This window comes from Leptospira borgpetersenii serovar Javanica, from assembly GCF_003046425.1.
In the GTDB taxonomy this organism is placed as follows: Bacteria; Spirochaetota; Leptospiria; order Leptospirales; family Leptospiraceae; genus Leptospira; species Leptospira borgpetersenii.
This window is the reverse complement of sequence record NZ_QAJG01000005.1, coordinates 116,515-128,170: the sequence shown is the minus strand read 5'-3', so window position 1 is coordinate 128,170 and position 11,656 is coordinate 116,515. Positions and strand designations below refer to the sequence as shown.

10 protein-coding genes and 1 pseudogene are annotated in these 11,656 nt (G+C 42.0%); 6 read left to right on the top strand and 5 right to left on the bottom strand.

Annotated elements, in window-relative coordinates; all coding sequences use genetic code 11:
* Positions 1 to 53: 53 nt before the first annotated feature.
* Positions 54 to 775 (bottom strand): annotated as a pseudogene (locus tag CLV95_RS05555) (MIP/aquaporin family protein).
* Positions 776 to 908: 133 nt separating this feature from the next.
* On the opposite strand from CLV95_RS05555, the gene fliD reads away from it, so the two are divergent.
* Complete coding sequence (gene fliD / locus CLV95_RS05550) at positions 909 to 2,828, top strand: flagellar filament capping protein FliD (RefSeq protein WP_002729488.1); 1,920 nt, start codon at positions 909 to 911, stop codon at positions 2,826 to 2,828.
* Between the two features lie 18 nt (positions 2,829 to 2,846).
* Positions 2,847 to 3,803 carry a hypothetical protein gene (locus CLV95_RS05545; RefSeq protein WP_002729482.1) on the top strand — a complete coding sequence of 319 codons (957 nt, stop codon included), beginning with the start codon at positions 2,847 to 2,849 and terminating at the stop codon, positions 3,801 to 3,803.
* On the opposite strand, the gene CLV95_RS05540 is transcribed toward CLV95_RS05545, so the two are convergent.
* From CLV95_RS05540 to CLV95_RS05530, 3 genes are all read right to left on the bottom strand, one after another.
* Entirely contained in the window at positions 3,800 to 5,596 is a 1,797-nt protein-coding gene (locus tag CLV95_RS05540) for a SpoIIE family protein phosphatase (protein WP_107694885.1), read from the bottom strand. The two genes, CLV95_RS05545 and CLV95_RS05540, sit on opposite strands and share 4 nt — an antisense overlap.
* Positions 5,597 to 5,599: 3 nt before the next feature.
* Positions 5,600 to 7,339: a SpoIIE family protein phosphatase gene (locus CLV95_RS05535; protein WP_016561296.1), complete on the bottom strand. Its 1,740-nt coding sequence runs from the start codon at positions 7,337 to 7,339 to the stop codon at positions 5,600 to 5,602.
* A 105-nt stretch (positions 7,340 to 7,444) separates the two neighbouring features.
* Positions 7,445 to 8,404: a bifunctional riboflavin kinase/FAD synthetase gene (locus CLV95_RS05530; RefSeq protein WP_002734301.1), complete on the bottom strand. Its 960-nt coding sequence runs from the start codon at positions 8,402 to 8,404 to the stop codon at positions 7,445 to 7,447.
* Between CLV95_RS05530 and CLV95_RS19745 the strand changes: the two genes are divergently transcribed.
* Together CLV95_RS19745 and CLV95_RS05520 are read left to right on the top strand one after the other, a co-directional pair.
* Positions 8,318 to 8,524, top strand: a complete 207-nt coding sequence (locus CLV95_RS19745; RefSeq protein ID WP_080595541.1) for a hypothetical protein — start codon at positions 8,318 to 8,320, stop codon at positions 8,522 to 8,524. The two genes, CLV95_RS05530 and CLV95_RS19745, sit on opposite strands and share 87 nt — an antisense overlap.
* Complete coding sequence (locus tag CLV95_RS05520; RefSeq protein WP_002729493.1) at positions 8,436 to 9,038, top strand: LIC10729 family protein; 603 nt, start codon at positions 8,436 to 8,438, stop codon at positions 9,036 to 9,038. Before CLV95_RS19745 ends, CLV95_RS05520 begins: the two co-directional genes overlap by 89 nt.
* A 737-nt stretch (positions 9,039 to 9,775) precedes the next feature.
* Here the strand turns inward: CLV95_RS05520 and CLV95_RS05515 are convergent.
* Entirely contained in the window at positions 9,776 to 10,108 is a 333-nt protein-coding gene (locus CLV95_RS05515; RefSeq protein ID WP_002729495.1) for an STAS domain-containing protein, read from the bottom strand.
* Positions 10,109 to 10,224: 116 nt separating this feature from the next.
* Between CLV95_RS05515 and CLV95_RS05510 the strand changes: the two genes are divergently transcribed.
* Together CLV95_RS05510 and CLV95_RS05505 are read left to right on the top strand one after the other, a co-directional pair.
* On the top strand, positions 10,225 to 10,926 hold the full coding sequence (locus CLV95_RS05510; protein ID WP_002729449.1) for an LIC_12936 family protein: 702 nt from the start codon (positions 10,225 to 10,227) through the stop codon (positions 10,924 to 10,926).
* Positions 10,927 to 10,935: 9 nt separating this feature from the next.
* Positions 10,936 to 11,652 carry a J domain-containing protein gene (locus tag CLV95_RS05505; RefSeq protein WP_002729451.1) on the top strand — a complete coding sequence of 239 codons (717 nt, stop codon included), beginning with the start codon at positions 10,936 to 10,938 and terminating at the stop codon, positions 11,650 to 11,652.
* Positions 11,653 to 11,656: the final 4 nt, after the last annotated feature.

Sequence of the window (11,656 nt, the reverse complement as noted above, 5' to 3'; positions counted from 1 at the left end):
TTTTTTTCATGTCATTGATGAAATTCATATTCAAGAAAAGGAACGGTCCTTTTTTAAACTTTCAAATATCCGAGTAAAAAACCGGCGCAAGCGCCGCCACTCAGAGGGGCGATTATAGGCAACCACGCGTATTTCCAATTCGAGGGACCTTTACCGGAGATCGGCAAAATGAAATGAGCGAGCCTCGGTCCGAGATCTCTTGCGGGATTGATTGCGCAACCCGTGGTTCCTCCCATGGAAAGTCCGATGCTCCAAACGAGAATTCCCACGAGAAACGTTCCGAAATGTACGTTTAAATCCTGCATTGTAGGAGAGAAAATGGAAACGATTCCGAGAATGAGTAAGAAGGTGCCTAAGAATTCGCTGAAAAAATTATACACGATATGCGAAATTGCCGGTTCAGTGGAAAATACCGCGAGGATTTTTCCTTGATCCTTTGTTTCTTTCCAGTGAGGAAAGTAGTGTAAATAATTGAAAACCGCTCCGAAAAAAGCTCCCGCGACTTGTGCCGGATATACGACGCTAATTTGGAATAATCTCCGGTTTTGACGGCAAACGCGAGTGTTACCGCGGGATTGAGATGGGCGTCCGAACTTCCGAACGCGTTCGAAGTGAAAACTCCGATCATTATCGCAAAAGCCCAACCGGCGGTGATTACGATCCAACCCCCATCTTTGGATTTGCTTCTTTCGAGTAAAACTCCGGCCACAACTCCGTTACCCAAAAGTATGAAAACGAAAGTTCCTAAAAATTCTCCCAAAACAGGCGATGCCATTTTTCCCCCTACGAAAATCGGGACTAAAATCCACGCTTGTTTAACATCGGCAATCCGTTTTTCTACCTTCGAATTTTTTCATTTTCTATCATTTTTTTTTCGATTCGACCGATTAAGAATGTAGGAGGATAAGATGCCCGCATTTACGATTCCAGGACTTAGTTCCGGTCAAGACACAAATTTGATCGTAAAAAAATTGGTGGAACTGGAAGCAAAGCCGATCCGTCGACTTGAGCAACAGAATTCGTTTAACAAAGCTCAAGTAAAAGCGTGGAACGAGCTCAAAGTAGTTACGACTGACTTGCAGAATAAAACAAGAGCGCTCATATCTTTTACCGCTCCTTTTGCGATGAAGAATATCGTCTCCGAACCGGAAGGTGTCGTGAGTGGGGACGCTTCTCGTTCTGCGAGCGCCGGTAAACGTAAAATCGAAATTAAGGAACTTGCAACTTATCATCAAATCTCCGGAGAAAAAACCGATGCGAACAAACAGATTCCTGCAGGTAAGTTCAAAATCTTTTCGGGAGATTCCGAGAAGGAAATCGAATTCTCCGGAGGAACGATTCGAGATTTGGCTTCTTCCATTAAAATTTCCGCCGCGGGTCTTGTGAACACGGGTCTTGTCAAAGTGGACGGCGATAATTACGTTCTTACGTTGACTGCGGGTTTGTCGGGCAAAGAGCAGAGACTGAAATTCGAAGATACGAACGGAATTTTACAAGCGGTCAATCTCGTGGGTGCGACTGAACCGGCGGATCCTCCGAAGGTGTTGAACTTTTTTCCAGGAGCGGATCAAACCTCCGTTTTTCAACCGGAGAAATACGGAATCGCAACGGATACAAAGCCGGTTTACAAGGAAGAAAACGACAAGAAGTGGATGGAGATCGCGAGTGTGGGTTCGTTTCAGTTCGGAATTCCCACCACGGAGTTGAAAAAGAACGCAAGGGTAGAACTCTTAACTTCCACCGAGTTCGCGCCGGAAGACAAACTAGAATTAGGAATTCTTTATAAAGAAAACAATAAGGAAAAGATGATTTTCGAAACGGCTTCTAAACAGGAAGGAAAAATCGTCCTCAATCTGAAGTCCTTCCCTTCTGGTCAGAAGGCCCATAAGATTCTTTTTGTAAATTCGAGCGGTAAAACCGTAATATTAGATTCTTTTCATGTAGTGATTCCGGGAGAATTCAAAGGAGCCAAACCGGCAAAGGAAATCACCGAAGCGAAAGACGCGGTGTTTCTGATCGACGGGATCGAGGTCAATCGCCCCAAAAACGAGGGACTTACGGATGTTTTGGACGGAGTTTCTTTGAACCTTCTCAAAAAAACCGAAGCACCCGCGAGCATTGATATCAAAACGGATTCGGACAAAGGTCTCGAGATGCTCAAGGAATTTGTCGCCGCATACAACACCGTTTTGAAATTCGGAAAGGACGCGACCGCGGTGGATAAGAACGCGCAGATCAAGGACGGAAAAGAGGACTCCGGTGAAATCGGTCAGAGCTTTTGGGAAGGAAAATCTAAATCCGGTCTTTTATCAGGAGAACATACCGTGCTTCGTTTGATCGCCGGAATGAAAACCGTAGCAAGTTCTTCCTATCCCGTAAGTGGGGAAAACGCGGTGAGAATGTTAAGCGACATCGGAATCAGCACCGGAAACGTCGGGAGCAAATGGGCCAATATTCAGGACGGGTTCCTGATTCTGGACGAAGAAAAACTCCGCTTTAAACTTGCGGAAAATCCGGATTCTGTGCGGAATCTTTTTGCGATTGATACGAACTCCGATGCGAGAATGGATACGGGAGTCGCCGTCGATCTTCTCGAACACATCAAACCCTACACTCAGGATACGGGTGGGCTTGTTTCCGGAAAGGTGAAGATGCTCGAAGAACAAGTCACCGATAACAACAAGAAGATTAAGGAATACGAAAACCATCTCGTGAGTTACGAGAAAAAACTGAAGTCCAAGTTTCTTTATATGGAACAAGGAGTCGGTAAAAACAAAGCGGTCGGGGCCTATTTGAATAATAATCTCAAAGGCGCCAAAAACGAGTGATCCAAACAGGAGAGTGAAATGGAAATTTACATCAACGAACATCTGTTAGATAGTTCTCTGGAAAACGAAAAAAAGTTAGGCGAAGTTTTCGGCGAGATCAACAAATGGGTCGAGTCAAAAGGGAAGTATGTTCTTGGTTGTACGGTGGACGGAGTGGAATTTCAAGCTTCCAGCATGAACGATCAAGGAATCGAATCGGCGACTAAGATGGAATTTTTCGTAGGCGAAGAGATGGACTTTCTCGTTTCCACTCTAACTGAATTGGATCTTTACGTGGATAAGGTAGGTTCTACGTTATTCGGAAGGGATTCTCTTACCGAAAAAGAATCGAACCAACTTGGCGATGGGATCAAATGGATTGGACACGTACTGAATTCTGCGTCAGCCTTATTACGCCTCAAACTCGATCAGATCAAACCGATGGGAACGGGTAATACCGTTTCTCAAATTATGTCCGAAATTTCCTCCAGCTGCGGAAATCTTGATAACATGGAAGCCATCGAAGCTTTTTTGGAACATCTGAGAGATTTGAAACTTTTCATCATGGATCTGATTGCCCGAACTCAAGTTCTGGATTTGGATCTTCCCACTCTAAAAGAAATTTTGAATACGTTTATCGATAACATCGGCGGACTCAAAGAGGCTTTCGTAAAGGTAAACGAAGCTTATCAATCCGGAAAAGACGAGGTGGCGACGGAGTTGTTGACTCAATCCGTCACTCAGATCAACGTTCTTCTGACTTCGTTTATCACTTTGAAGTTGAAAAAACCGGACCTAGATTTCTCCCAGATTGAAATCGACGGAATCGGTTTCGAGGAAAAAACGGGCGAGTTGAACGAGATTCTCGCGGCAATAGCGGTCGCTTTGGAAGAGAAAGATATCATTCGCGCCGGAGATTCGATCGAATACGAATTGCCGGGAACGTTAGACGAATTTCTGCCTTTTTTGAAATTAATCCGGGAAAAAATCTCTTAAAGAATTTCCAAACAAAAGATCGTTATGTCGTCGGATACTTCTCCCTCTCCGTAAGAATCGGAGTAGGAGAGGATCGATCGGATCATGGAATTTGTATCTTCTACAATCAGGGAACCGACCGCTTCTAGGAAATGATCTTTTCCTAAAACGTTCCCTTCTCTATTTTTCACTTCGAACAAGCCGTCCGAATAGAAAAGAACCCTGTCGCCTTTTATCAAGTCAAGTTCGTATCTTTGGATTTTCGGGGACAACGTCGCAAAAAGAATTTCTCCTGAACCTTCGATAGGGTGACAGATTCCGTTTCTAATCAACAAACCGGCGTGGTGTCCTCCATAACTATATTCTAATTTTCTTTCGGAAGAAACGTATCTCATGTATACGGAAGAAAGGGAATGAAGTGTGATCGTGTCCTTTAAAAGCTCGTGTATAAAAAGAAGATTCTTGTCCGTGGATCCGCTTCTTCCCGTAGCCGCGTTGAACGCTATGGAAATCATCGCAGCCACCATCGCCGCGGAAATACCGTGTCCGGAAACGTCTCCGAAAAGAATGTGCAAACTTTCGTCTTTTTCTTTGATCACATTCAAAATATCTCCGCCCACTTTAACATAAGGTTGAAAGTGGGAATGGATTTTGTAGTCCGGAGAAGCCGGGAAGTCCCGAGTGGTAATCATTTGCTGAATGTCTCTTGCAAAATCCAGATCCAGATCCAATCTATATAATAATTCCATAATTTTCTCAAGCGCATTTTTCTTTTCGGTGATGTCTCTGAGTATATAAATCTTGTCTCGGTTTTTTCCGGAAAGGGAAATCGGAGAGGACGAAACTTCCAGATATTTGTTTTCTATAATTTGCAGAAATTCTTCCGGAGAGTTCAAGGAAGAGCTTTCCGTTTTTACGCTTAAATTGACGAATTCTTTTCTTTTAAAGAAGGAGTCGGAAGGGAAATTCTCCAGATAATCCTTTAGATCGAAATTCGATCCGAGATTTAGACTGTCTGGGAGATGCAACATTCTTCTCGCGGATAAATTGCTGAAAAGAAGGATTCCTTTGGAGGAAAGAAGAATTAGTCCTTCCCTGATTTCGGAATAAAGTCGTAACGCGATACGTTCCAGCTTTAAGTCCATAAATCCGTATTTATGGATCGCTATAAAAATGCAGACCGATTGTATGAGTGTGGCGCTTCCGCTTAACGGAGGAAATGTAAGGGAAGCACTCCAATATCTCGGAAGAAGAGTTGTGGTGAAACTGAATAGAAAGGTAAGGATCGTTCCGTAAGCGACGAGTCTGGATTGTTGTTTTAAAAGCGGATTGGAAGAGCGAAATCCGTTTCGAATTAGGATGAAACAACCGATTAACGTGGGAATTACGCTTACAAAGTTGCTTATGGGAAGATACAAAGGACCGGCGAGAATCATATCTCCCCAATAAGAGCGAATCGTGCCCGTTATCACCAAATCCGTGCTAATCGTTAACAAGAACGAAACGAGGCAAAAGCCTCTGAAGAAGTAGATCGTAAATCGATACGAAGAATTTGTAAATCGAACCGCAAATTCAAAGAATAAAAGACCGATAAAGATCCAACAAAAGGAGGACGCTTTGAAAACGATTGTGGCCCAGTCATTCGGCAAAAAGGACCAATACAGGATGATCGAGACGTGCCAGAGAAAAAGTAAAAAAGAGTATCTTTGATACAGAGTAACCGTTTCGGATTTTCCTTTGAGTGCGCTTACATAGGAGAACAAAAATCCGTTTATGATTAAGGTCGAAAAAGGAATCAGAATGTACGGATTCATTCTTTAAAAAATCTCCAAAATCAAAATCGTCAAGTCGTCTGTGAGTTTTCCGTTGCCGAAGGCCAGGGCCTGGCCTATGCAGGTTTTGAGAATGTTGACGGGAGTATAAACCGAGATTTCGTTCATTTTTAACATGAAATTTTCGTATCCGAGTATTTCTCCTTCAGGACTTCTCACTTCGAAAAGACAATCCGAATAAAGGAATAAAATATCTCCCTTCTTGAGTTGAAAAGTATAATTGTTCAATTCCGTGTCCGGGGTAATCAACAAGATTCTTCCTACGCCTCTCAGAGGAATGATTTCCCCTTCCCTAAAAATCAAAATCGGATGATGACCTGCATAAGAATATTCTAATGTTTTTGTATCCGGATCGAACGAGAGATAAATTGCGGAAACATGATGGTTTAATACCGCATTTAAAAGTAAGGTTTGGGTTTTTTCCAGAGCTTTTTTCGGAGTTGGATTTGTTTCTATAACCAACTGGAAGGAGATAGATAACATTCCGGCAACCATGGCGGAGGAAATGCCGTGCCCCGAAACATCCGCAAAAAGGATATCTAATTTTCCGTCGGAACGTTCTAAGGCTCGTAAAAAATCTCCGCCTACAAGCTCGAACGGTTGAAAGTGAGAATAGAATTTATATTTCGAACTTTCCGGAAATATTGTGGAAATCGCGGAAGTTTGTGCGATTTTTGCGATTTCCAAATCTTTGTTAAAATCGGAATAAAAACGTTTTATCTTTTCTCTGGATTCTATTTTTTCACTGATATCTCTCAGAATGTAAAGGTATCCGCTTTCTTTTCCCGTCAATTCTATGTGTGATCTTGTGAGTTCGACTCCTCTACAATCGACATTGAAAATGGGTTCGTACTCTTTGGAAAAATGATCCGGACTTTCCCGATATCCTTTTAAAAAATCGGAGGGGTAAAAGTGGGAAGGAGGAGAATTCGAAATTCCTAATATTCTAATTGCGGATTCGTTCATAAAAAAAAGGGATCGATCCCGCCTGACCAAGATCATTCCGTCGTGAATGTCCCGAAACAAATCCGCTGCGAGTCCTTCTACGTTGATTCTTAAAAATCCGTATCTCGTGATTGCGATAAAAATCAAGAAAGATTGGATCACGATTCCGATTGAAGTCAAAGGCATGGATAACATTCTTCCCTGATCGTCCACCTGAATGATTTCTGAATAAAAACTCAGGAATATCGCAAACATGGAACCTAGGATAGCCAATCCGGTTTGTTTTCTTTGGTCTTTTCCCGAAGCGAAAAAGGACTGGGTCAAAACTCCCAAACCAATAAGGGCGGGAAGCGCGACGAAGTTGGAAATTACGAAAAAGTGCAAAGGACCGGGTTCGCCTTCATTACCCCAATAATAATGGATGCTTCCCTGGATGACCCAGTCCGTGGAAAGGATGATTAGATACGAAATTGGAATTCCGATTCTAAAAAGCCAAAGAAAAATTCCGGGTTTTCTGTTTAGAAACGTAAAAACAAATTCCAAATAAAGTGTACCGAGAGGAAGCCAAGTGATCGAGAGAATTTTAAATGCCCAAGTCATCCAAGGTTTCGGAGGAAAGGACCAACCGAATGCGTAAGTGAAAAGCCAAGCATCTAAAGAGATCGTATAGAGTAAATAAGAGCGGATGATCGGGCTGTTGGTACGTCTTGCATATACAAATGCGATGAACATCGTGTTTGCAACAAAAGCCGCCATAGGAAAAAAGAGATAATAATTCATACGGAAGAACGAAGCTTGGGATATAGAATGGATTTCGACAATGAATTTGAAACTATAAAATTTCTATTTTAGATTTCTAAGTCTTTTTTAAGTTTCTATTTACACTTAAGGACGGGATGATTTTTCTTTGATTGTTGTTTTAAGGATGTTTCTTGCGGAAATCTCGTCTTGTTTGAGTTGAGCGATCAAATTTTCGACGCTGGAAAATTTAATCTCGTTTCGAATTTTTTCCGTGAATGCGATTTTTATCCCTTCATCGTAAATATTTTTTTGAAAGTCGAATATGTTGGATTCCAAAGTTATCGCGTTTTCCCCGAAGGTGGGATTGTGACCGATGTTGATCATGGAGGAATATTCGATTCCTGCCACGGTGGTAAATCCGGCGTAAACTCCGATGCCAGGGAGGAGAATATCTGCGTTCGTCGGTTGGACGTTCGCAGTCGGAAATCCGATTTTTCTTCCTCGTTTGTGTCCTCCGACCACGGTTCCGGAAACGGAATAGAAACGATTCAGACAATGTGCCGCTTCTTTTACGTTGCCTTCGGAGATCAGTCTTCTCACGTACGAGCTGGAAAGTTTGATCTCTTTTAAAAATACTGGATCCATTTTTTCCACAGAGTATTTTAGTCTTTCTGAATATTCTTTCAGAAGTTCGTAATTACCTCTTCTTTCTTTTCCGAAACAATGATTGAAACCGATGATGATATTTTTGGCCTTCAGTTGTTTGAGGAGAATTTCCTCTAAAAACGATTCCGCGCTCATTTCCGCCAATTCTTTGTTAAACGAAAGTACGACTAAAAAATCGATTCCTTTTTGACGAATCCATTCTTCCTTGTCTGCAAAAGTCATGAGATTTTTCATTTCGGGTTTTTTTCCGAGTACAACAGCAGGATTGGGGTCGTAAGTAACGGCGCAGGAAGCAAGTCCGGTTTTTTGGGAGACCTGCAAAACCCGGTCTAAGAGGGCTTGATGTCCCAGATGAATCCCGTCAAAGTTTCCCAAGGTAACGACGCAGGGAGAATGAATTGTTTTTCCGGCTTGTTCAATTGTAGAGATTGTGATCAAATTCTTCCCGATCCTGTCGATACTAGAGTAGATGGTTTGGCACCGATTGATACTCGTTTTTTTCTGTTTTACTTTTACCAATACGGAATTTCTCCAATCGAAAGAAAATCCGAAATTTAAAAAATTCATCAACTTTGATCATCAGGGTGAAAGTGGAGAGCCTCTTCGTACCGAGGATTTTAGAACTTACGACGAGCTTTCCACTTGGGCGATTCACAATGGAATGCAGTTAGAGAGAGATAGACCGGATTCTGCGCCGGGTGTGGGAACCGGTAGGCTTCAAGATGGACTTTGCAGGATGATTCCGGAGGAAGGTCTTCGTTTTTATCTGACTGCAGATCCTTTTCGAAACGAATCTCTTTATGTTCAATTGGACCTAACGCACTTTACGTATACTGAAAGACCTAAAGGTATAAAACCGAGAGAGCTGAAAGTGTATATGAATGGAGTTTTAAAGACGACGGTTCGGTTTCCGGGAAGTGATACGTATTCTTCTCAATTTCCGGTACGGTTTCGTGTGGATCCTGGGGAATTGATTGAAGGTAGAATGGATTTCAGATTACTTCCGAATGCGGGAGAGATTGGTCGTTTTTGGGGAATTTGGGACGTTTTATATATATCGAGCGCCCCATAGTAAGCGAGATATAGCCGTAGATAGCGTAGCATTACCGAGCGCCCGTAGAAGCGAGGTTGAGTTATTCGCAGGCTCTTTGCGTAGCAAAGCTGAGCCGCAGAACTCAATGAAACGCTTCCTAACATAACCTTACCCACAAATACTTGGATCTGAAGATAAATCTGTCGGAATTACTACAAATCCTCTGTGAAACTTACGCCCCACCCTGATTTTGGGTGGAGGGGAGAGGCGGTGGGAAGACTCGGGAGGTTTTCTTTACCACAAAATCATACTTCTTGCAAGTAAAAAGCCTCATTCTTGTCGGAACACTTGAAAAATATCAGTTTTTGATCCTTATGATCCCAAAAGCCTTCTTAATTTGTGGGTAACGTTATGGCTTCCTAAGGGGCGCGTTGATTTCTCAACTACGTTGTGAGCCCTCATTACGCTCCGCTATTCGGGGAATGAAACGCTCTCTACGGATCGCGTTTCAGGTTGAGTTATTCGAAAACTCTTACGTCTTTTGAACATAAGTTTAGATTTCTCTAATGAACTATGTTCCATTTTTTTACCTTACAAACTCTTATTTGTGATGTAATGCCCGTTTTTAGTGCGTGTTGCAGATCACTCTTCGAAAGATCTTATTATCCAACTGAGTTTTCGTGGCAGTGGATTCGATACTTTGACCGCTAAGACATCGGAAAATACCGTGTTCTTGAAATCTGCTGGCCGGAAATTTTTTTCTGAAAAAACTCTTGTTAAGGATAATTGGAACTGAATTCGGCGGGGCTCATAGTCTTGAAGTAAGAAGTTAAACCGGCGACTTTAAAGACTTTTTCGATCGCCGGTTTCATGTTTGCGATGGAAAAAGATCCGTTAAGATCTTGCACGTAATTCAATTGTTTGATTAACATCCCGATTCCGGATGAATCAATGTAATTAAGTTTTTCAAGATTTACGACTACGTTTTTGTTATCTTTGTTGATGCTATTTTCGAAGAATGTTTTGAGATCAATTGAGGTATAGATGTCGAGACTGCCCGAAAGACTCACGATGTTTGTTTCTCCCGACTTTCTGTGATTGATTTCCATATCGCCTTCCCTTTTTCTAGGATTTGACGATAAGTTCAATCTATTTTTGATAAAATTATGGGGAAAATCAAAGAACCTCCGAAACTAATAAAGGACGGCTTTTGGGAAAATCCACAATGAAAGAAAAATTATTTTATTTCCTGATTTTAATTTCCGCCTTTGCCGGTATTTTGGGCCAAGAGTTCGAACCGGATGGTAAAGTGAAAATCCTACCCTATGAACGGGGACAAGTTAAGGACCTGGAAGTATTAGGAAAAGATATTGCGGAGTTTCACAAAAGAATAGAAAGTCGTCTCGCCTTTCTAAACAAAAAAAATAAAATACAAGATAATCTTTATAGTCAATTTATTCCCGCTTACGAGGATCAAATCCCTCAAAGTAGAAATCGTTATATGCTAGATCTCAGATTCGTATTGAAAGTTTCGGGGGCGGGCGCGGAAAATTCTCCCTTGAAATTGGAATCGATCGTGTTTTGGAGTAGAAAATCATTAATTTCCAAAATGCGTCCTCAATACGAAGAGATTAGTATTCTGAAAAATGAAAAGATCAAGAACGAAGGACCGGAATCCATTGAATTGGTCGTGAGAAAAAAAACGGATGCAGGTACAAAAGAAACGGTTTATAACGTAGCCACGATTCGAGAACCTGCTCAAAGAGTAAAACTCGTTCGAATTTATAGAACCAATCTACTGGAAATCATCCGTCGAATCGATAAGTATGTGGAAGGAAGCATTAAAACTGTCGCGGAAGATGTGGAAACCACGCTTAAAGCGGTGGAAAACGGCGGGCCTTATCAGGAGGAGCTTCCGAAGGATTAAAATTTCTCTATGAATGATTCGGGATCTAAAACCGACTTCCCGGATCATTATAGAAATTTGGGTCTTTCTCCGCTCGCATCTATTGAAAAGGTAAAGTCACGTTATCGAGAATTGGCCAAGATTTTCCATCCCGACAACCGAGAAACGGGATCTTCCGATCTCTTTCAAAAATTCGCTCACTCTTATCAGATTCTCACACATCCGGTTCGAAGAAAAGAATATGATCTTTGGTATCTTTCCAGACATCCCGAGATTCTATTTCGGTTTAAAACTTCCCTGGAAGGGCAAAACGACCCGGCAAAAATCAAACGGATACCGAGTACCAGAATTTTATACGCGGGGCAAGCGGTGGAATTGGCTAGAAAAGGGTTACTTCGGGCGGGAATGAGAAACAGAGATAGGAGAAAATACTCCGGGATCTATTACGATATTAGAATTCTCTTAACTCCCGAAGAATTAAATTTTCCTCTTTCCGCGAAAATTCCTCTGGTAGTGCGTGTCCTTTGTCCGGATTGCAGAGGCTCCAACGTATTCTGCGATTCCTGTGGTGGAAAAGGTACATATAAAAGTTTTCGAAATCTCAACTTAGAAGCGGAAGCCGGTAAGTTGTTACCCGGGAAGGTCTACGAGTTGGATCTTGCTAAATTGAAACCCGAAGGATTCGTCCATTTTAAAAAGAATCGCCTCAAAGTAAAAATTGAACTCCTAGAGGGAGTGAAAAAATAGGTTT

Excerpts from the sequence above, each read along its gene's own strand:
- CLV95_RS05505 (WP_002729451.1), top strand. The coding sequence starts at position 10,936 with ATGAATGATTCGGGATCTAAAACCGACTTCCCGGATCATTATAGAAAT.
- CLV95_RS05540 (WP_107694885.1), bottom strand. The coding sequence starts at position 5,596 with ATGAATCCGTACATTCTGATTCCTTTTTCGACCTTAATCATAAACGGA.
- fliD (WP_002729488.1), top strand. The coding sequence starts at position 909 with ATGCCCGCATTTACGATTCCAGGACTTAGTTCCGGTCAAGACACAAAT.
- CLV95_RS05520 (WP_002729493.1), top strand. The coding sequence starts at position 8,436 with ATGGTTTGGCACCGATTGATACTCGTTTTTTTCTGTTTTACTTTTACC.
- CLV95_RS05510 (WP_002729449.1), top strand. The coding sequence starts at position 10,225 with ATGAAAGAAAAATTATTTTATTTCCTGATTTTAATTTCCGCCTTTGCC.
- CLV95_RS19745 (WP_080595541.1), top strand. The coding sequence starts at position 8,318 with ATGAATCCCGTCAAAGTTTCCCAAGGTAACGACGCAGGGAGAATGAAT.
- CLV95_RS05535 (WP_016561296.1), bottom strand. The coding sequence starts at position 7,339 with ATGAATTATTATCTCTTTTTTCCTATGGCGGCTTTTGTTGCAAACACG.
- CLV95_RS05515 (WP_002729495.1), bottom strand. The coding sequence starts at position 10,108 with ATGGAAATCAATCACAGAAAGTCGGGAGAAACAAACATCGTGAGTCTT.
- CLV95_RS05545 (WP_002729482.1), top strand. The coding sequence starts at position 2,847 with ATGGAAATTTACATCAACGAACATCTGTTAGATAGTTCTCTGGAAAAC.